The 20,650-nt window shown below is 51.0% G+C and carries 22 protein-coding genes; 2 read left to right on the top strand and 20 right to left on the bottom strand.

The genetic code is table 11. The features are described 5' to 3' along the window. Position 1: 1 nt before the first annotated feature. From ONV78_RS09945 to ONV78_RS09875, 15 genes are all read right to left on the bottom strand, one after another. The gene (locus ONV78_RS09945; RefSeq protein ID WP_279502978.1) at positions 2–583 is read right to left on the bottom strand and encodes a hypothetical protein; all 582 of its coding nucleotides are present in this window, start codon (positions 581–583) and stop codon (positions 2–4) included. Between the two features lie 6 nt (positions 584–589). Further along, complete coding sequence (locus ONV78_RS09940) at positions 590–1,171, bottom strand: DUF1629 domain-containing protein (RefSeq protein WP_279502977.1); 582 nt, start codon at positions 1,169–1,171, stop codon at positions 590–592. 7 nt (positions 1,172–1,178) lie between these two features. Beyond that, the gene (locus ONV78_RS09935) at positions 1,179–1,760 is read right to left on the bottom strand and encodes a DUF1629 domain-containing protein (protein ID WP_279502975.1); all 582 of its coding nucleotides are present in this window, start codon (positions 1,758–1,760) and stop codon (positions 1,179–1,181) included. Positions 1,761–1,766: 6 nt separating this feature from the next. Next, the gene (locus tag ONV78_RS09930) at positions 1,767–2,348 is read right to left on the bottom strand and encodes a hypothetical protein (protein WP_279502974.1); all 582 of its coding nucleotides are present in this window, start codon (positions 2,346–2,348) and stop codon (positions 1,767–1,769) included. Positions 2,349–2,355: 7 nt separating this feature from the next. Beyond that, positions 2,356–2,937: a DUF1629 domain-containing protein gene (locus tag ONV78_RS09925; protein WP_279502973.1), complete on the bottom strand. Its 582-nt coding sequence runs from the start codon at positions 2,935–2,937 to the stop codon at positions 2,356–2,358. 6 nt (positions 2,938–2,943) lie between these two features. Next, positions 2,944–3,525, bottom strand: a complete 582-nt coding sequence (locus ONV78_RS09920) for a hypothetical protein (protein WP_279502971.1) — start codon at positions 3,523–3,525, stop codon at positions 2,944–2,946. A 10-nt stretch (positions 3,526–3,535) separates the two neighbouring features. Then, positions 3,536–4,117 (bottom strand): DUF1629 domain-containing protein, encoded by a 582-nt coding sequence (locus ONV78_RS09915; protein WP_279502969.1) that lies wholly within the window; start codon positions 4,115–4,117, stop codon positions 3,536–3,538. 5 nt (positions 4,118–4,122) lie between these two features. Further along, positions 4,123–4,704, bottom strand: coding sequence for a hypothetical protein (locus ONV78_RS09910; protein WP_279502968.1), 582 nt, complete (start codon positions 4,702–4,704; stop codon positions 4,123–4,125). Between the two features lie 7 nt (positions 4,705–4,711). Then, on the bottom strand, positions 4,712–5,293 hold the full coding sequence (locus ONV78_RS09905) for a DUF1629 domain-containing protein (RefSeq protein ID WP_279502967.1): 582 nt from the start codon (positions 5,291–5,293) through the stop codon (positions 4,712–4,714). A 54-nt stretch (positions 5,294–5,347) separates the two neighbouring features. After that, positions 5,348–6,190 carry an AHH domain-containing protein gene (locus ONV78_RS09900; protein ID WP_279502965.1) on the bottom strand — a complete coding sequence of 281 codons (843 nt, stop codon included), beginning with the start codon at positions 6,188–6,190 and terminating at the stop codon, positions 5,348–5,350. Further along, positions 6,187–7,302 (bottom strand): hypothetical protein, encoded by a 1,116-nt coding sequence (locus ONV78_RS09895; RefSeq protein WP_279502963.1) that lies wholly within the window; start codon positions 7,300–7,302, stop codon positions 6,187–6,189. Before ONV78_RS09895 ends, ONV78_RS09900 begins: the two co-directional genes overlap by 4 nt. Before the next feature lie 12 nt (positions 7,303–7,314). Further along, positions 7,315–8,682: a hypothetical protein gene (locus tag ONV78_RS09890; RefSeq protein WP_279502961.1), complete on the bottom strand. Its 1,368-nt coding sequence runs from the start codon at positions 8,680–8,682 to the stop codon at positions 7,315–7,317. A 4-nt stretch (positions 8,683–8,686) separates the two neighbouring features. Next, positions 8,687–9,745, bottom strand: a complete 1,059-nt coding sequence (locus tag ONV78_RS09885) for a DUF2169 domain-containing protein (RefSeq protein ID WP_279502960.1) — start codon at positions 9,743–9,745, stop codon at positions 8,687–8,689. 27 nt (positions 9,746–9,772) lie between these two features. Further along, positions 9,773–10,234, bottom strand: a complete 462-nt coding sequence (locus tag ONV78_RS09880) for a DUF4150 domain-containing protein (RefSeq protein ID WP_216739476.1) — start codon at positions 10,232–10,234, stop codon at positions 9,773–9,775. Positions 10,235–10,302: 68 nt separating this feature from the next. After that, positions 10,303–10,785, bottom strand: coding sequence for a DUF6484 domain-containing protein (locus ONV78_RS09875; protein WP_279502957.1), 483 nt, complete (start codon positions 10,783–10,785; stop codon positions 10,303–10,305). Between the two features lie 317 nt (positions 10,786–11,102). Here ONV78_RS09875 and ONV78_RS09870 point away from each other — a divergent pair, with 317 nt between their 5' ends. Continuing rightward, a complete protein-coding gene (locus ONV78_RS09870) occupies positions 11,103–12,890 on the top strand; it encodes a thiamine pyrophosphate-binding protein (protein ID WP_279502955.1) in 1,788 nt (595 codons plus the stop codon). On the opposite strand, the gene ONV78_RS09865 is transcribed toward ONV78_RS09870, so the two are convergent. The 5 genes from ONV78_RS09865 to ONV78_RS09845 form a co-directional block, all read right to left on the bottom strand. Next, entirely contained in the window at positions 12,891–14,567 is a 1,677-nt protein-coding gene (locus ONV78_RS09865; RefSeq protein ID WP_279502953.1) for a CoA-transferase, read from the bottom strand. Positions 14,568–14,580: 13 nt separating this feature from the next. Continuing rightward, positions 14,581–15,939, bottom strand: a complete 1,359-nt coding sequence (locus ONV78_RS09860) for a TRAP transporter large permease subunit (RefSeq protein ID WP_279502951.1) — start codon at positions 15,937–15,939, stop codon at positions 14,581–14,583. A 4-nt stretch (positions 15,940–15,943) separates the two neighbouring features. Further along, the gene (locus ONV78_RS09855) at positions 15,944–16,648 is read right to left on the bottom strand and encodes a TRAP transporter small permease subunit (RefSeq protein WP_279502948.1); all 705 of its coding nucleotides are present in this window, start codon (positions 16,646–16,648) and stop codon (positions 15,944–15,946) included. 192 nt (positions 16,649–16,840) lie between these two features. Then, positions 16,841–17,914, bottom strand: a complete 1,074-nt coding sequence (locus tag ONV78_RS09850; protein ID WP_279502947.1) for a TRAP transporter substrate-binding protein — start codon at positions 17,912–17,914, stop codon at positions 16,841–16,843. A gap of 374 nt (positions 17,915–18,288) precedes the next feature. After that, positions 18,289–19,704: a sigma 54-interacting transcriptional regulator gene (locus ONV78_RS09845; protein WP_279502946.1), complete on the bottom strand. Its 1,416-nt coding sequence runs from the start codon at positions 19,702–19,704 to the stop codon at positions 18,289–18,291. 293 nt (positions 19,705–19,997) lie between these two features. Between ONV78_RS09845 and ONV78_RS09840 the strand changes: the two genes are divergently transcribed. Continuing rightward, complete coding sequence (locus ONV78_RS09840; protein ID WP_279502945.1) at positions 19,998–20,648, top strand: N-methyl-D-aspartate receptor NMDAR2C subunit; 651 nt, start codon at positions 19,998–20,000, stop codon at positions 20,646–20,648. The last annotated feature ends 2 nt before the right edge of the window (positions 20,649–20,650 follow it).

Here is a 20,650-nt window from a genome sequence, read left to right as displayed (position 1 = left end):
ACTAGGCGACCTCGATGTTTTTGAAAATTAAGTTCGTATGACCTGCATCTAATAACGCATTTTCGAGCACTTCGCTAAAGAGGTAACAGCTAGTGTTAAACTTTATCCGAATGAGGTGTGGTGCGATTTTTAACTTTTCTTTTGAAAAAACTAGTCTTTCGTGTGTCTCAATATCGCCTTCGTCGTCTTTGGTGTAAATTGATTCTTTCCAATTTATACAGTCAAAGGGTTCTACAGGGTTAATAAAAACGTAGTCGTTACTATAAACCTTTCCTTTGGGCGTTAAGAGTATGAACGGAATAACCTCTATTTCAGACTGTGCTATTGATATAATTAGGTCTGCCGCCTTTTTGCTGAAAGCAAGCATTTGATTTGGGTTTCCTATATAAGAGGCCAAGACAAGGCTAGGAAACTGATGCTCAAGCTTGAGGGTAACCTCTTCAATGCCGTCAGGATATTCGTCAGCTATGCGATATCCTGCGATTAAGTCCCATGAGTCAATCCCTCCTTCCGGCGTATCAGAGGTAAAACAGTAGTCATCGTTACTGGTGTCGCCAAGGGTGTTGAAGAGAAAATATTTCATTTGGAATTAGGCGAACTCAATTTCTCTGAAAACCAAGTTTGTATGTCCAGAATTTAGTAGTGTATTAACTAGAGTTTCGCTGAATATATACTCTGAGGTCAAATGTTTAATACGGAATATATGGGGGAGGTCATCGGATTTTTCTTTGTTAAGGACTAGTTTTTCATAGTTGGCTACGTCACCATTATTTCTACGGTTACAAACTGTCTCTTTCCAATTAATACAATCAATGGAGCCTACTGGGTTGATGAAAACATAGTCTTTGCTATGTACCTTTCCTTTATAGTCCAATAAGGTAAATGGGATGATTTCGATCTCAGATTGAGTAGTTGAGGTTATCAGGTTTGCTGCGCTTTTATTGAACGCGAGAATTCTGTGCGTGTTTCCGATATAAGATGCAAGCTCCAGTCCTAAAAAGTTATCTCCAAGACGCCAATAAACATCTTTGATACCTTCTGGATACTCATCAGACAGTCTGAAGCCGGCGATTAAATCGTAGGAGTCAACTCCACCGTCCGGTGTTTTGGAAGTAAAGCAATAGCTTTCGTTACTTTTATCGCCTAATGGATTGAATATAAAGTATTTCATTGCATGGCTAAGAGATTTCAATTTCGCTAAAAAACAAGTTTGTATGGCCAGCGTCCAGCAAGGCTTTGACCAGCTCCTCGCTGAACAAACAGTAGCCAGTATGATTTTTTACTCTGAATATGTGAGGCGCTTCATTTAGTTTTGCTTTTGAAAAGACAACTTTGTCGTAGGTGGAGATATCCCCCTCGGAGTCACGAGTGCAGATAGATTCTTTCCAATTGATGCAGTCTCTATCTCCAACTGGATTAAGGAAGACATAATCCGTGCTATGTACTTTGCCTTTCTGGTTATAGAGGATAAAGGGAACTACCTCTATTTCAGACTCGCTCATTGACGTGATCAGCGTGGCGGCTTTTTTGTTGAAAGCGAGCATTTTATCAGTATTGCCGATGAAGGAAGCCAGCTCAACGCCTGGAAATTGGTCTTCCAAGCTCAGAGTTACTTCCTCTATGCCATCAGGGTATTCATCCGACAAGCGGAACCCTGCGATTAGGTCGTAGGAGTCAATGCCGCCATCAGGAGTTTTGGACGTAAAGCAGTAGTTTTCTTCTTTTTTATCGCCTAAGAAATCGAATAAATAATATTTCATTTTGAATTAGGCGAACTCAATTTCGCTAAAAATTAAGTTTGTATGTTCCGCTTTTAGTAGTGTATCAACCAGAGTTTCACTGAATATATATTCGCGAGTTAAAAACTTGATACGAAGTAGGTCTGGAAGGGTGTCTATTTTTTTCTTGTCAAGGACTAGCCTTTCAAAGTTGGAAATATCACCATTATCTCTGCGATCACAAACAGTTTCCTTCCAGTTGATGCAGTCGACAGATCCTACTGGGTTAATGAAAACATAGTCATTGCTATATAATTTTCCTTTAGCGTTAAATAGAGTGAATGGAATTGTTTCTATCTCAGATTGTACAACTGAACTTATTAATTTTGCTGAGCTTTTATTAAATGCGAGAATGCTGTTTGGGTTTCCAATATAGGAAGCGAGCTCTAGCCCAACGAAGTTGTCTCCGAGACTCCAATAAACATCTTCTATACCATCTGGATATTCATCGGAAAGCCTAAACCCGGCAACTAAGTCATAGGCATCAACGCCACCTCTAGGAAACTTTGAAGTGAAGCAATAATCATCGTTGCCGGTATCACCCAGGGTGTTAAATAAAAAGTATTTCATTGTCTGACTAAGAGATTTCAATTTCGCTAAAAACTAAGTTTGTATGGCCAGCGTTTAGTAATGCTTTAATCAGGGCTTCGCTAAACAAATATATGCTGGTTTTATGTTTTACGCGAAAGAGATGTGGCGCCCCCACTAGTTTTTCCCTGGAAAATACGAGCTTCTCATAAGACTTTATATCTCCCTTTGCATTTCGCTCACAGACTGACTCCTTCCAATTTATACAATCCCAGCTTCCTACAGGATTAATAAATACATAATCTTTACTGTGTACTTTGCCTTTGCTATTGAGTAGCGTGAAGGGGATGGTTTCAGTTTCTGCCTGGCTGATGGAAGTAATTATTTGAGCGGCTGATACGCTAAACGCAAGCAGTCTGTTGGCGTTGCCAATGAATGAAGCAAGCTCTAAGCCAGGAAACTTATCTTCCAGTCTTAGAACAACATCTTCTATACCATCCGGGTACTCGTCAGATAAACGAAATCCTGCTATAAGGTCGTAAGAGTCGACTCCACCTTCAGGGGTATCCGTAGTGAAGCAATAGTCATCATTGCTCTTGTCCCCTAAGCATTTGAAAAGAAAATATTTCACTTTTAACTAGGCCATCTCAATCTCACTGAAAATTAAATTTGTATGATTTTCATCTAGTAGTGACTTGGTCAAAACTTCGCTAAATATATATGCGTTAGTTAAATACTTGAGCCGAAAAAGGTGAGGAGGATTGTCTATTTTTTTCTTATCTAGAACTAATTTATCAAAGCTGGAAACATCGCCGTTCTTTCTGCGGGAGCAATCAGTTTCTTTCCAGTTTATGCAGTCAATCGCGCCCACAGGGTTAATAAAAACGTAGTCGTTACTATAAACCTTTCCTTTGGGCGTTAAGTGTATGAACGGAATAACCTCTATTTCAGACTGTGCTATTGATATAATTAGGTCTGCCGCCTTTTTGCTGAAAGCAAGCATTTGATTTGGGTTTCCTATATAAGAGGCCAAGACAAGCCCAGGAAACTGATCTTCAAGCTTGAGGGTAACCTCTTCAATGCCGCCAGGGTATTCGTCAGCTATTCGATAACCTGCGATTAAGTCCCATGAGTCAATCCCTCCTTCCGGCGTATCAGAGGTAAAACAGTAGTCATCGTTACTGGTGTCGCCAAGGGTGTTGAAGAGAAAATATTTCATATTAAACCTGTCAGATCACCTCGATATCTTCAAAAATCAAGTTAGTATGCCCCTTTTCAATAAGTGCATTAGCTAGGAATTCACTAAATAAATATAAATTTGTCTCAAATCTTACACGGAAAAGGTGAGGGGCTCCTTGTAATTTTTCCTTGGAAAAAACCAACTTATCGTAGGAGTATATGTCGCCATTATCTTCACGCTCACAACTGGACTCCTTCCAGTTTACGCAGTCCCAGTCTCCTACGGGATTAACGAAAACATAATCGGTACTGTGGACCCTCCCTTTGGGGTTAAATAAAGTAAAGGGAATAATCTCTGATTCTGCTTGATTTATGGAGATGATTATGTTGGCGGCTTCCTTGTTAAAAGCTAACATGTCATTAGCGTTACCGATGAAAGAGGCAAGCTCTAAGCCAGGAAACTTATCTTCCAGTCTTAGAATTACATCTTCTATGCCATCTGGGTATTCATCAGATAAACGAAACCCAGCTATAAGGTCATAGGAGTCGATTCCTCCTTCTGGGGTGTCGATAGTGAAACAATAGTCATTATTGCTTTTATCTCCCAGGCAACTGAACGAATAGTACTTCATGATTTTCAAGCCACTTCGAGCTCAATAAAAACTAAGTTGTTGTGCTGAGCTTTCATTAGGGCATCTACTATGGTTTCACTAAATACGCATAAGCTGCTTTTATTTTGTATGCGGAATAAATTTGGAAAGTCTTTTACTTTACTCTTATCCATGACAATTTTTTCATAGTTCGCTATATCCCCATTTTTTCTTCGGGTGCAAACCGTTTCATTCCAATTTACGCAATCAATGGCGCCTATCGGGTTGACAAAAACATACTCCTCGCTATGCACATTTCCTTTCGGATTTAAAAGGGTGAATGGTACTAGTTCTATCTCATATTCGCTTAACTGGTATATTAAATTTGCAGCCGAAGTGTGGAAAGATAATAAATTACTTGCATTACCAATATAGGAAGCTAACTCCAATCCTGGGAATCTATCATCAAGCTTCAAGAATACCGGTTCTATACCATCTGGATACTCGTCTGATAGGCGTAAACAAGAAGTTAAATCATACGTGCCTACGCCACCATCAGGTGTTTTTACTGTAAAGCAATACTCTTCTTTATCTCTGTTCCCTAAACAATTAAAGAGAAAGTATTTCATGCTTAAATCAGGCGACTTCAATATCCTTGAATACTAAGTTTGTGTGGCCTGCATCCAGTAGGGCTTTGACCAGCTCCTCACTGAACAAGCAGTAGCCAGTATGATTTTTTACTCTGAAGATGTGAGGCGCTTCATTTAGTTTTGCTTTTGAAAAGACAACTTTGTCGTAGGTAGAGATATCCCCTTCGGAGTCACGAGTGCAGATAGACTCTTTCCAATTGATGCAGTCTCTATCTCCAACTGGGTTAAGGAAGACATAATCCGTGCTATGTACTTTGCCTTTCTGGTTATAGAGGATAAAGGGAACTACCTCTATTTCAGACTCGCTCATCGAAGTGATGAGCGTGGCGGCTTTTTTGCTGAAAGCGAGCATTTTATCTGTATTGCCGATGAAGGAAGCCAACTCAACGCCTGGAAATTGGTCTTCTAGGCTCAGTGTTACTTCCTCTATGCCATCAGGGTATTCATCCGACAAGCGAAACCCTGCGATTAGGTCGTACGAGTCAATGCCGCCATCAGGAGTTTTGGAAGTAAAGCAGTATTTTTCTTCTTTTTTATCGCCTAAGAAATCGAACAGAAAGTATTTCATATGCTTTCCTTGGAATTGAGAGTATTAAAGTAGATTGGAAGAAGGTCTATAGCTTTAACGGGCCAGCAAGCTTTTTGGCGATACATCGTTAATCTTTGTTGCTTTAGCTTTTGCCCGATTAGCCGCCGCATCTCCCATAATTTCTTTATAAAGTTTCTTGGATGCGTCTTCTAATTTCTTCTTCAGCTCTACTGGGTCGGGTTTGCTGTGAGGCTTGTTCTTTTTCATTTCATTTGCGATTTTTTTGTAGGGCTGCAAAGCCTGCTTCACATGCTGCAATATGTCCTTGCTATAAGAAGGGTGGCTCCCGTAGTGAGAGGGAAGGCCGGTTTTGGCCGAAGCGCTTCGTTGTGTTGGCAGTATCAGGCTGTTGTCTTTATAGTTAATATTGTACTTTTCATCCAGCAAACCATTAACGATTAATACTCTAAGGTCGGGTAGATCTTTCGCTATTTCTTCAATACCGTTTCTTACCGAACTAATATTAACTATGTGATGCACCTGATTGCCGTAAGGGGCGAAGCCGGTGGTGAAGTTATTCACTTCCACTAAAGTCAGTGCATCACCTTTTTTGCTGGTGAAGCTTTTGCCCGCTGCGCCGTCGTGGCCGCTGCCGTCTTTGGTGTAGTTAGAGAGGTTGGAGGTGGCGACGGGGCCGGTACCTCTGCCTGTAATGTGATACTTTTCGTTTGGGTGTGCATTGTAGGCGTCGCAGCCGGGTTTCGTTTTGGCTTTTTCTACGCCCTGCCAGCGATAAGAGCAGCTGTTGTTTTTCTTGTAAGACTGTTCATGGCGAGCCAGGCAAGAACCGCCCTCCATGCCTTGCACCGTTTTGTGCGGGCCATAGCCGTCGGTGTAACACTCATGAGGTCCTTCTGACTTTTGCTTTTTGCTCATAACATCGCCTTTTGTAATATACACGCACAGGTGTCGCCGTAATCCGAGCTGGACAGGATCGTCGCATAAGGCGCCTGGGATTGTCCCAAGGCTAATGCCTGGGCGGCGATGGCGATATTCAGCGCGCCGCTGGCGGCGCCTGTTTCGCCCACTGACTCCGCCACCGCTTTGAATCCGCCCGCCAGGCTTGGTCCAATTGACGAGCCGGGAATCACCATGCCTAACTCAGTACTGCGCCAGTGCTCTCCGTTAATATCGGTATAGAGTTCTGTCTGAAAGTCCGGCCCGAAGTTCTGCATGGCTTGATTCAACGCATTGATCAATCCGCGCCCCTGGGTGCGGCCAATTTGCCAGAATCCATAATCGTCTTCGCTGCAGGCAGTGGCTTTCAACCAGGCCATTGGCTTGCCCCCGCGTTGCTGCAGGGCGTCGGCCCGCTCCAGAATCAGAGCTACTGCCGCCTCTCCCGGCGCCAGGCCGTGGGCGGAGTCAGGCGTTTTCAGACGCCCGGCTTCGTTCAGCCACAACAGGGAAAAACCATCCAGCATCGAGTCGACGGCTATGATAATGCCCCGGTGAATCGCGCCAGCTTCCATTTTACTTTTTAAAGCGAGAATTGCCTCACCGATCCCGGCATGGCCACTGCAAAAATATCCCCGTTGCTCCAGCGGGATGTTTAATCCGTGCTTGATCAGCAAGCCGCTGAGCAGGCTTTCAGAGCTGTAAGGAGGGCGTATTCTGCGGTCATAGTAGAAGCGGTCGCCTTCCAGGGTCGGCAAGACGATTGCGCAGCCGGTGGGCGTCTGAGTCAGTTTGGCTCCGGGAGTTTTACCTCGCTGGATAAGATTGCCCAGAGCGTGGTCCGCCAACAGGCGCCAGCGGGCAAGGGCGGAAAAGCCCTCAGTGACTGCGGCGACCGGATGTCCAATTAACGGAACCATGTCGTGCTCATCGCCATCGAACACTTTAAACCCGCTCACTTCAGTGCTTCTGGACATGCCGGCGAGGATCGAGGCGAAGCTGTCTTGCATGCCTCTTCCTACGGAAGTGATCGCGCCGACTTCGCTGACGGCGATAGGAAGCTCAGTATTAAAGTCCTGTGGGGTGCTCATAGGAAGGCTCTCTTACCACTGTCCTGGAGTATGGGCTGATCCGTGCTCTTGCACCCACTGGGCGATGCCGGATAACTGTCTATATTGTTGTTTGACGGGGTTCTCTACCGAGAACGGTGCACCGAGTCCGAACCGGATGCACAGTTCATACTGAATCCAGCGGCGCAGGAAGTCGGGCGTACGAGGGCTGGCCAAACTTCTGCCGATAGTTTGTGGGCAGGCGGGTTCCCCATAACGGTAGCGTAAAGCCGGATCAAATCGGCTCTCATTATCCAGCATCCATTGGCGCCATTTCGCTGGGTCCCGGGAGAGCTGCTCTATGTTCTCGCCATAGGGGCGTCCGCCTGGATGCTGGGGAGATTTACCGTTCTTAAAGTCCGCAATCTCATGATCAAACAGATCTTCTTCAAAAAAGCGTTCTTCATGGAAGGCTTCTTCATAAAGATTGGCGCCGACCAGTAGATTCAATGCGTGTGCGGCATGATAGGCCAATTCATCGTCAGCCAGGGCGGGCAATAAAAAGTTCACAGCTCTGAGATCGCCGCTGATGCCCAGCGCGGCAATCAGGTCGATATTCATTTCTTCCTTATTGATAGCCTGCAGAACGATCTGTATTTGCTGTCTAATGCCGGCCAGAGCAATAGGGATGGCGAATGTCAGAGGCTGATTGAGCAACTGAGGGAGGACATGGGTTTCGCCAAGCCGCAACATTCCCACCGCCGCCAACTGCCGTACTGCGGCGGACTCATGTTCCAGCAGCGGATAAAGCAGTTTGGCGTGGCTTGTCGTATGGTTCTCCGCTACATTTTCAAGCGCGCTTGGAAGAAAGGGAGAAGGCATGTTCTCAAGAAGGTTTTTAGCGCCTTTGTCCGACATTTTGCGGGTGATCGCTGCAGCGGACGCGATAATCGGAAACAACTTATGGTGAGTGGTTTCCAAAATCGCCGCCAGCTTGATGCGCCACTCTTGAGGGTAGTCCTGGCGCAGTGCGCGTGCGGCGGCGGTTATCTTGTCATATTCTTCAGACTCTTCCTCAAGCTCATCGTCGATGCCTTTCAGCAAGGTTTCCCATAACAGAGATATGCATTGCCCGTCATGAGCCTGACAAAAAAATCTTGCGATAGCGTAGATCTCGCCTGAGTCGGCTTTTGACAAATGCTTCAGACAGGTTTGCTTGGCCGCATCGCCGCCTGACGTGAGCGCGAAAATATGCGCATCCAACCGGTCCTCCAGATCTTGAAGATCTCTCCAGGTTATTTCCGGGTCATTTCTCCATGCGAGATAGCTGTTGTATAGAAAAGACGCTTCTTCCAGGTGCTCCAAATATAGCTGACGACAAAACTCGTCTACAGGAGCGAAGTTAAGAGGTCCTGCTCCCATGTATCTAAGACTCCAGTTTCACATGTTTCATGACTTCGACGCCGGGGATCTGGGCGTTTATTTCCGCTACGCTGTTAAAGCCGCCGTTAAGCGGTATGACGCAGCGCCAAATCAGGAACACCTTATGTTCGTCGGTGTTGACGATGAGCGTATCCAGTTCGCCTTTGTCCCTAAGAACGCCAGCTCCGCCTTGAAGCTGCACGTGACATTCCGGTGCAGGCAGGTTGGGCAGGAAAAACTGCAGGCGGCCACGAGGGGAAGCGTTCACTATGGTGACTTCTTCGTTGCCTGCCAGATAGCCGTCCAACACCAGTCCGGGCGATGCGGCGTTGTAAAACTTCTTGTTGAAGTCAAAAGGGAGTAAGGGCCTGCGCGTCTTCTCCCAGGTTTCATCGTAGGTGCCCGCGTACTTGATGCGCGGTTCCCAATGGCCTTCGATAAAGCCGAACCCAACGGGCGCTGGCGCATCATTGTAAGCGCGGATCAAATCGTCCGGATTCTCCAGGTTCGGCAGAGGAACGCCTTCTTCGAAATCTTCCAGCGGGTCGCGATACCCCACTCCCATGGGATTGCGGGACTCCTGGCTGATTTTTTCGCCATCGTCGCCACGGGGATCTTTGCCGCCAAATGCGCGCTCGTAGATCAGCGGTATTTTTTCGAAGGGCGCAGGAGCGGTGGCGATGGGGTGGGAAGGTCCCATTGTCCATTGCCGGTCTCCGAACACTTGCACAATTTTTCTTGCCGGGCCTACGCGGATGCCAACTTTAACGCTGGCGTCGTTTTTCCGTTCAGGGTAGGCGTGGCCGATCAGAACAATATCGGCGGCAGGTTTAAAGTAGACGCATTCAGGCTCGTATTTCAGGCTGGACTCGCCAGGTTCGCCCCAGTATTCGCCAGCTAAACATAGCGGCGCCTGTTCGTCCGCCAGTCGTAGCTGCTGGTTGCCGACGATGTCATAAGTCGCCTTCACAACCAGCGTCAGGACGGGGACGAACTCTTCATCATTCAGGTAAAGGGGCTCAACAACAAAAGGGGTTTTATTGGTTATTTCCGGGTGCGGCATTGTTGATCGTTATTCACTGACCGAAGATTAAAGTTCTTTTTTGCAAATGATGCACTTTGGTTTTTCGGTGATCGGCATCGCTATGATGGGTTTTTGCAGCACAGGGAAAGGCGGCGTATTCATCTTGTTGTGCAGCATGATGTCAAAGGCGCGCGGCACGTTTTTCCCTTCGAATTTGGTGTCGAAGGAGTACATGGAAAACTCCGCCTTATTCTTGATGGTGCCTGAAGCGACGCCGCCTCCCGCCGTACCGCCTTCGTCACCTGTACTGGTTGAGAAATTCGAGTCTTTCAGACAGACGGGATTACCGTCGCATTTAACTTTTTTAGCGCCCTTGGCCGAGTTGCTGGACATGGCGATGTTGGGATAGGGGATCGGAACAGGGCCGCCCGGCGTGGGTGTTTTACAGACGTCCGGGAAACAGATGGTCACTCCACCGCTGTCCTTGTGCACTACGGACATATGATTTACGCCGACTGTAACGCCCATTGCTATATTCCTTAATCTCTTGAAATCTCGTGTATATTCGCCCAGCGTCGTCTTCGACGCAACCGTTCTTAGTTGATCGCGACGTTGGCGCCTTTGATTTTGTTGGATGACATGGCGCGGTTCAGAATATCTTTGCCTTTGATGATGACCTTGCCGTCAGCTCGCAACAGGATGCTGCTTTTGCCGCACACTAATTGAATTTCATCACGCGCGTCGAAACGTACCTTTTTACCATCTATAACGGCGCCATCTGTCTTTCCAACAGGCAGCACGACCGTCTGACTTTCATTGGGAACCAGCGCTTCGCCAATGACGCCGATAATGATCGGAGATTTTTTGCGTCCGCCTTCGAATAACATCAGCAGTTGTTGACCTGGAACGGCCTGGCTGGGGGGGAGTGTGATGGTGGTTTTGGCGAGAAGCGCGCCTTCGCTGTTGCCGGGAAAGTCAATCCATGCGCGACCTTTAGCGTCCACTTCCACCAGTTTTCCAATAATTGGCGTGGCGGCGGTTTCCGCTACGGATTCAAATAACTCGTTGACTGCACCCATGGTCGCGCCTCTTTCCTTTGGTGTTGAAAATAAACTTAATAATCAAGCGACGTTTGACGTCGAAAACCGTCATGCAAAGTGGGGCGACGGTCAAAAAATTGATTCCACCAACTAGCCCAAACCCCTTGTAATAAAAAGGCTGTTGGCCGATGTGATTTGGCGGATCATTCATAAATACAAGTGTGACTAAAGGATACATCAGCCTATCACGCCTTACTACCGCCATAAGGCCGAGAGGGGCTCAGTGAGTTTGAGTTGGCCAGTTGAGACGGCTTGGTTTAAGGTTCCTGAAACAATAAGCAAATATGGAACAGGGAATGGACTTGCATATGAAACACGGTGGCGATCTGGTGGCTGAGGTCTTGTTGGAGCAAGGCGTTGGGGCGTTATTCACTCTGTGTGGCGGGCATATTTCGCCCATTCTTTCTGGTTGCCGCAAAGCGGGAATGCAGGTGATTGACGCGAGGCATGAGGCGAGTGCGGTATTCGCCGCTGACGCATACGCGCGCTTGACGGGAATACCAGGCGTAGCGGCGGTGACGGCGGGTCCAGGGGTGACCAACGCAGTCACGGCGTTGAAAAATGCGCAGATGGCGCAGTCTGCATTGATCCTGCTTGGCGGGGCCAGCGCTACGGTACTGCGCGGACGCGGCTCCTTGCAGGATATCGATCAGACCGGGCTATTGGAAACCACGATCAAACAATGTTTTGCGGTGGAGAAAGTTCGCGACATTGCTCCGACATTACAGGAGGCGTTCAGAGTCGCCTGCGCTGGCGTGCCCGGGCCCATATTCGTTGAACTCCCCATTGACCTGCTTTATCCAGAGCAAGTGGTAAGAGAATGGTATGGCGTAAAAGGAGGAGAGCAGGGGAAAGGCAGTCTTGGTGGGAAGGCGGTGCAATGGTATCTGGACTTTCATGCGGAACAGATGTTCAAAGGGGCTCAGGATTCGCCGCAGCGCAGCACGTTACGAGCCCTACGCCACACTGCGACGGACGTGTCTCTGGATGTGATTGATGCGGTCAAGAATAAATCGTTGGCGGCGGTGGCGGCGCCGTCCCTGCGTAAGGCGAAGCGTCCCGCCGTGGTGATTGGCGGTCAGGCGTTGCGTCATCCTGAGCAGGCGGACAAGCTCATCTCCGCGATTGAGGCATTGGGCGCGCCGGTTTATCTCTCTGGCATGGCGCGGGGCCTGTTGGGTCCGGATCACCCACTGCAGCTAAAGCATCATCGCAAGCAGGCATTGCGGGAGGCGGACTGGGTTTTATTGGCTGGCGCGCCTTGTGATTTTCGTCTCGACTATGGCTCTCATATCTCCCGTAAAGCGACGCTGGTGTCTGTGAATGCACAGCGCGAGGACCTGTTTAAAAATCGCTTGCCAACCATTCCGGTTTTGGGAGATCCCGCCGCTTTCCTTGTGCAATTGGCGGAGTCATGTGGAGAGACGGTGCAATGGGACGCTGATTGGCTGGAATCATTGCGTGAAAGGGATCGGCAAAGAGAAAAAGACATCTGTGCGCAAGCGTCAACAGCGGGCGGACGCATTAACCCTCTGGATCTGCTATTGCAAATCGACGCGGCGATGGACGAGAGAAGCGCGATCATTGCCGACGGTGGCGATTTTGTGGCCTCCGCCGCTTACACGCTGCGTCCTCGCTCGCCGTTGAGCTGGCTTGATCCTGGCGTGTTCGGGACGCTTGGCGTTGGCGGCGGTTTTGTATTGGGGGCCGCGGCGGCGACGCAAGGGGCTGAGCTGTGGCTGCTGTATGGAGATGGATCTTGCGCCTATTCCCTTGCGGAATTCGATACCATTGTTCGTCATAACATCGGCGTGATAGCCGTGGTCGGCAATGACGCCTGCTGGAGCCAGATCGCCCGTGATCAGATGGAAATTTTGCAGGACGATGTGGGCGTTATGTTGCGTCGCACGGACTATCATAAAGTCGCCGAGGGCTATGGCGGGGTTGGCTTTCTGCTGGATAAGCCGGCCGATATCGCTCCTGTGTTACAAGAGGCGAAAGTGCTGGCGCGTCAGGGCAGGCCTGTATTGATCAATGCGATTCTGGACCACTCGGACTTTCGCAAAGGCTCAATATCCGTCTGATCAGTCTCTCGAAGCCTCTATGTTAAGAGCGCTGTGATAACGATGTTCTATGGCTTCGTCGATTGGCTCGTCGCCAGCGTCGCACAAGGGGAGGGGAGATACCTCCGGCGGTGAGGCGCTGCCGGTGAAAGGCAGTTTTAGATGCATGAGACCGCTGCGAAACAGTTCGATTGGCATGATTTTCAGCTTGGGGGAAATACGTGGGCGGAACCCCATATGGGCGAGAATATCCCGATCAATCTGCACTCCGGGCGCAATTTCCGTCAGCTCCAGGCCGTCCGGTCGCAGACGAAACACGCAGCGCTCTGTGATGTAGGTGACCTTTTGTCCGCGCTCCAGGGCGTAGCGACCGCTGAAGGTGAGGTGCTCGACGTTGTTCACCAGCTTCATGGTGGCGTCCGCTACGCCGAACTCCAGGCCGTTGCCGGTGATGCGGATGTCGTAGTCGCCCGCCAGGAAGGTGCCGAGAAAGTACACTTCCTTGGCGTTCTGGCTGATATTGATAAAACCGCCGGCGCCGGACATGCGCTGGCTGAAGCGGCTGACATTGACGTTGCCCTCACTGTCCATCTGCGCCATGCCCAGGAACGCCTGATCCAGGCCGCCGCCATCGTAGAAGTCGAACTGGGAGGGGTGATCAATGATCGCCTCGGCGTTCATAACCGCCCCAAAACTAAGGCCGCCAGCGGGAAATCCACCGATGCCGCCAGGTTCGATAGTCAGCGTGACTTCATCCATCAAGCCTTCCTCCGTCGCAACCGTCGCCATGGTTTCGGGCATTCCGATACCGAGATTGACGATAGCGCCGGGACGCAGCTCCATTACTGCGCGGCGGCAAATCAGTTTGCGAATATCCAGCGCCGCTTTGTGATCGCATAAGTGCAGATTGATTTCGCCGCTGTAAGCCGGGTTATAGCTCTCCGCAAACGTCTGTTGATGGTGTTCGGGCGGCGCCACCACAACCTTGTCCACCAATATGCCGGGGATGCGTACACGGGAAGGGTGCAGACTGTGACGGGCGGTCAGTCTTTCTACCTGAACAATGACCAGACCGCCGCTGTTATGAGTGGCCTGGGCGATGGCCAGACTCTCCAGAGGCATCGCCTCTTTTTCCATCGTGATGTTGCCTTTGGGGTCTGCGGTGGTGCCGCGCAGCAGGGCCACATGAATGGGGAAGGCTTTGTATAGCAAATATTCCTGGCCTGCTACATTGAGCAGCTCTACCAGTCCCGGAGGCGTATTGTCGTTGATGCGCCCGCCATCGTAGCGGGGATCGACGAATGTATGCAGCCCGACATGGGTAACGACGCCGGGCTTGCCGGCGGCGATATCGCGATATAAATGCGTGATGACCCCTTGAGGCAGGTTGTAGGCTTCGATTTTGCCCTCGCAGGCCAGTTTGCCGAGTTTCGGCACCAAACCCCAGTGCCCGCCGACCACCCGTTTTACTAATCCTTCATGGCCAAGATGATTCAGCCCGCGCTCTTTGCCGTCCCCCTGGCCTGCCGCATAGACGAGGGTCAGGTCGCGAGGCGACTGGGTTTCCTTAAATCGCTTTTCCAACGCTACGGCGAGAGTTTCCGGAAAACCGATGCCGACGAAGCCTGCGGTGGCGACGGTGCGTCCGTTTTCAATCAGGTAAGCAGCTTGTTCGGCACTAATTACTTTCGGGTGCATAACAACCTCGGAGTCATGGATTGGCGTAAGCTTGCTGGGGTAGCCAGGTGACCAGTTGCGGCCACATGAATACCAGCACCAGGGCGGCCAGCTGGAGGAAAATAAAGGGGGTAACGCCGCGGTAGAGAGTTCCGACTTTGATTTCCGGCGGCGCGACGCCTTTGCAATAAAACAGGGCGAATCCTACCGGCGGCGTCAAAAAAGACGTTTGCAGGCAGACGGCGAACATGACGGTGAACCACACCAGATCGAAGCCGAGTTGCTGCACGACCGGCGCCACCAGCGGCAGGATGATCAAGGTGATTTCGATCCAGTCCAGGAAAAAGCCGAGCAGAAACGCGCAGGCGAGAATACATATGATGACGCCGTTAGGGCCAAATGGCAGGCCGGTCAGGGCGTTCTCAATTAACTCATCGCCTCCCAGTCCCCGTAAAACCAATGAAAACGCGGTGGCTCCGATCAGTATGGCGAAGATAAACGCGGTGGTTTTGCTGGTTTGGCGGCAGACATCGCGCAGCATGTTCACATTCAGCTTTTTATTGCGCCAGGCCAGGAAGGTGGCTCCGAAAGCGCCGACGCCGGAGGCTTCTGTGGGCGTCGCCAGACCGAAGAATATAGAACCCAGCACCGCCAGAATCAGTAACGCCGGCGCCATGATTGAACGTAATGCCGCTAATGCGACCTTACCGCTGAGAGGTTCTGCGTCCGCGGCGGCGGGTGCGATGCTGGGATCGAAGCTGGCGCGGGCGATGATATAAATAATGTAAGCGGAACCCAGAAGCACGCCAGGTATGACGGCGCCGAGAAACAAGTCGCCGACAGACATGGCCAGTTGGTCAGCCATCATCACCAGCATGATGCTGGGAGGAATCAGGATACCCAGGGTGCCGACGGCGCACACTGAGCCGACCGCCAGTTCCGACTGATAGTGGTTTTTCAGCATCACTGGCAGCGCCAGTAAGGTCAATAGCGCGACCGATGCGCCAATGATGCCGGTGGATGCGGCCAGCAGCAGTCCGATGATCACGACGGCGACGGCGGTGCCTCCGTTCATGCGACCAAATAACTTGGAGATGTCGTTCATCAGGTTTTCGGCGACGCCGGAGCGATCCAGCATTTGTCCCATGAAGACGAACATGGGCAGCGCCACCAGCACCCAGTTGTTCATGATGCCCCAGATGCGATCCACCGATAGCGCGGTGTAGTCCCAATCGACGCCGACGAATGCGTCCAGATAGGTGTCCGCGAACAGGGCGACGCCAGTGAATACCACTGCTACGCCCCCCAGTAACCAGGCGACGGGAAAACCGGAAAAAATAAGAACAATGAATGTGGCGAACATTGCGATGGCCAGGACTTCATTCAGCTCCATCGCATTACCTCGGTTTCAGAAAAAGATAGACGAACACGCGGCTGAATCGGGACGCCGTCGCGATGGAAAGAAGCAGCAAGCCAATGGGCAGCGCCGCCTTGATCGCCCATCGATAGGGCAGTCCGCCGGGAGACAAAGAGCGTTCGCCACTGAGCCAGGCGCCATAAACGTATGGAAATGCGTAATAAGTCAGCAGCGTAAGGAACGGGATCAGCAACAACAGAATGCCGAGAAACTCAATCCAGCTACGGGATCTCAGTGAAAGGCGTTCGTGGATGACATCCACTCTCACGTGATCGTCGGACTGATAGCAATAAGACAGGGCGGTGAGGAATCCAATGGCGTACAGATGCCACTGCAACTCTTCAAACTCAATGCGCCCTTCGCCGAAAAAGTAGCGCATCACCACATTGGTCATGATCACCAGCATCAGGACAGGCCAGATCCAGGCGCTGGCTTCGCCAATACGGCGTACGAATGTGTCCAGTAATCTGGACAGTCGCGTATGCGGCAGCTCCTGCGGTGGAGGCGGGCTCGCTTCGGCGCTCAAGTTAGAGAAAGCGTCATTAGGTTCAGAAGAAGAGGGCGAGAGGTGTTGTGAGGATGCGTTGAGGCCGCGCTCATGGCGCAATCGTTCGCTCTGAGACGGTAATGCGCCGCTCAGTGCGTCAGTGTTGGCGCTTTCAGCCTTGATAGGATGCGCCTGCATAAGGATACTCCTGCTTATTATTCTTACTGCGGGCTATAAAACGGGCGTCCCTTTGGCGGAACGGGATGGCCTCCAGCCGAAAAAGGTGGGGGCCGGGCCCCCACAAAGTGTCGTAGCGACACCCTAGAACGCTATGGGTACTGCTTACCTCAAGGAAATCAGACAAGGCTGCGCAACTTTCCGGCTAACCGCCTAGAAATCGCGCGGCAAATATCCCAGCTGCTTCCACCGCTTGTACTGCGCTTCGAAGGCCAGCTGATTTTCGTAAACCTTTTTGAAGTCCGCATCTTTGGCGGCTTCCGCATCGAGTACTTTTTTGGTCACTTCCTGCAGACTGCGCAGGATGTTCTCCGGCAATCTGCGCGCGGCGGCGCCGTCTGCCTCCAATTGCTCCATGGCGCGACCCTGAATGGCTTCGCTGCGCGCCAGATCGCGCGTAACGCCAGCCTGACACGCCATATTGATCATTTCCTTATCGCTATCGGAGATAGCCTCCCACTCCTGCTTGTTGACGACCAGGTGGAATGCGGAATGCGGTTGATGCCAGCCAGGGAAGTAGTTGTATTTGGCGACTTTGTTGAAGCCCAGTTTCTGGTCGACGGCGGGAAGGGAGAATTCCGTCGCATCAATGGCGCCTTTTTCCAACGCCTGGAAGATTTCGCCACCGGGCAATACTGTCACGGAAGCGCCGAGATCCTGCATGATTTGGCCGCCGATGCCGGCGAAACGGACTTTCAGACCTTTGAGGTCTTCAAGGCTATTGATTTCTTTTTTGAACCAGCCTGCGGTTTCCGGCCCGGTCAGGCCGCACAGAACGGGATGAATGTTGTCGCGATGATAGACGTCTTCCGCCATCTGGCGGCCTTCGCCCTCATACCACCAGGCGATGTATTCCCAGGGCTCCATGCCGAAGGGTACGGAAGAGAATAATACGGAGGAGGCGATACGGCCCTGGTCGTATCCCAGCCAGGTGTAGCCGGCTTCGATTTTCCCGCTTTTGACAGCTTCGGTGATGTCCAGCGTGGGCGCCAGTTTATTAGGCTCATAGTGCTTGATCATGATGCGGCCGCCGGAGGCTTTGTTAAGCGACTCCATGACGCCGGGAATCGTGTCGCCCAGAGCGGGAAGGTTACTGCCGTACGCCGCCTGCATTTTCCAGCGTACTTTGTCGGTCGCCTGCGCCACGCTTGCGCAAGTCAGTGTGGCGACAATCAGGACTTTGGCGAGCGCGCGCAAAGATAAGGATGAGGTTCCATGTAAATGCATAGTATTTCCCTAAATTTCTTTTTATTGCCGACTACTACCGGAAGGCAGAATACATATATTAGGCCAGCTTTTAAACTCCTTAATTTTCATATAGATACGTATCAAATATGACCTGTTGTCCAGCAGGTGTACGGAAGCCCGGACAGAAGGTCTGCCTGGCGCCCCTGGGAGCTTGTAATCGCTGACATTAGTGAGGCTATGGAGTTGTCCGTATTTTCAGACAATGTATGAAGAGTCGGACAAAAACGGTGGGGAGGTTAGTTATAAAATTATTAGTACAAGTTTATCTGTGCAGGCAGATTAAATATGTTTTTTATACCGTTTTTCTGCATATATCTGGCTAAAAAAGCTTGGAAAAGGCGTCTGGCGACGCCTTATATCAACTCATGCTTTTGTAGTTTTTCGTAGAAGGTGGCGCGGGATATCCCCAACGCCTTCGCACTGGCGGAGCGGTTGCCATTACAGGCGGACATCGCCTGCTTGAGAAAATTACGCTCCGCCTCCGCCATGGCCTCTGATAGTGGCTTGACGGCTTCGCGGCATTTTTCTTTATCTCCGGCGCCCTGCAGGTGGGCGAAGTCCGCGACGGTCAACTCAGTTCCCTCTGCGAAAATAAAGGCGCGCTCCAATGTGTTGTGAAGCTCCCGCACGTTGCCGGGCCAGTGATAGGTGTGCAATAACCGCATCGCTTCCGCGTTGGGTTTGCGCAAAGGTAATGCGGAGGCGTCGCAGAATTGTCGCAGCATGTTGCCAACTAATAGCTCAATGTCGCCTTCTCTATCTCTCAGTGGCGGCACCTCGATAGGCAAAACGTTTAAGCGATAGTACAAGTCGGAACGGAATTCACCGGTCTCCACCATTTGCTTCAGATTGCGGCTGGTGGCGGCGATGATGCGTACGTTGACGCGAATGATGCGATTGGAGCCCAGGGCTTCGAATTCCTGTTCCTGCAGCACCCGCAATAACTTGGTCTGCAGGCTCAAAGACAAATCGCCCACTTCGTCCAAGAACAGCGTGCCGCCGTCGGCAAGCTGGATTTTTCCGATGCGCCCTTTGCGGTCCGCTCCGGTATAAGCGCCAGGCGCTGCGCCGAAGAATTCCGCTTCCAACAGGCTTTCCGGTATCGCCGCCATGTTGACGCCGACGAACGGTCGCTCCGCGCGCACCGATGCGTGATGGATGGCGTGGGCCAGCACTTCTTTGCCAGTGCCGGTTTCGCCCAGCAGTAACACGGTAGTGTCCAGCTCCGCCGCTTGTCGCGCGCGCCGGATGAGTTCACGAATGACCGGGCTTTGTCCGATAAAATCCGCGAAGGAGTATTTCGCCTGCCGCATGTCCGCCAGCTGCTTTTCCGCCGTGGTGGGCACGCCGCGCAGGCGACCGAACTTTTCCACCAGGGGTTTCATGTAGTCCAGCTGCTTGTAAAACACGAAACCAATGCCGCCAATGACTTGATCCTGGTCGTCCCGGATCGGCATACGGGTCACCACCATCCAGGTGCCGCGAATGCGCATGAGATCGAGAAGAATAGGGCGGCCGCTTTCCACCACCTGGCGCATCATGCTGTTGGGAATGGCTTCTTCCACCGGGCGGCCGACGTATTTCGCGGCGTCTTCCGGCAGTTCCAGCAGAAGGCGATATTTGTCGCTGAGCCAGCGAATTCGGGCTTTTTGATCGACGATGATGCTGCCTTCGCAAAAACTGTCCAGCAGATCCATCAGAGGATTATCTTGAATAAAGGCTAATTGGGCTTCGATGGGAAGCCGACTGTCTGATATTGAGGTTGCCATGTCTACGCCGTCCGTTTCTTAATCCGACCCTGTCCATTGAGAGGGACCGAATGACAACAAAAGTACTCCACGTGTAACCGGGAAACATACTCCGAAAGCCGTCGTCAGGCAATGAAACTGTGGGGTTACAACAATGGTTTAGGTAAAAAGTTCAATGTTTGAACAATTCGGGCGGCGATTGCTGTTATTGACGCTGTGATCAGGTTTTTAGTTAGTGTGGGTCTGAAGGTATGATGGCTCGAAACGACGTCGTCACCTGATGTCGAGCCTATGTTTTAACAAGGACGCCCTGAATGCCGGAGAACGACTTGTTTACCCGCTGGCGACAATTGTTTCCCCATGCGGCCTCAGAAACTGTCAACAGCTGCTTTGACGGATTGCGCAACGCCTATTCGGAACCCCATCGTCATTACCATACCTTGGCGCATATTCAGGCTTGCCTGAGCCATCTTGATCAGGTTGTTGGCGATTTAGAAGACCCGCGTGGGGTGGAGTTGGCGCTTTGGTATCACGATATTGTCTATCAGATAGGACATGCGGATAACGAAGCGGACAGCGCGCGACGCGCGGTGGCTGAACTGGGTCAACTGGGTGAAAGGCCCGAGATGGCGGCGCAGGTGCGGGACTTGATTCTTCACACCCGCCATCCGTCGCAACCGGACTCTCATGACGCCGCGTTATTGGTGGATATTGATCTGGCGATATTGGGCGCCGCTCCTGCTTTGTATGACCAATATGAAGGCTGGATCAGGCAGGAATACCAAGACATCCCCTGGCCGCAATACTGCGCTGGGCGCTGTCGAGTGCTGCAAGGTTTTCTGAATGACGCCTTTATTTATCAGACGGATAGGTTCCGTAATGAGCGGGAGTCCAATGCCAGAGCAAATCTAAAGCGGGCGTTGACGAGCCTTGAGGAGCAGTCGGGAGATAATAAGAAGGCGTAGGC

Origin of the sequence: Hahella sp. CR1 (genome assembly GCF_029813005.1) — a bacterium.
Classification (GTDB): Bacteria; Pseudomonadota; Gammaproteobacteria; order Pseudomonadales; family Oleiphilaceae; genus Hahella.
This window is presented reverse-complemented; position numbering and strand designations above follow the sequence as displayed.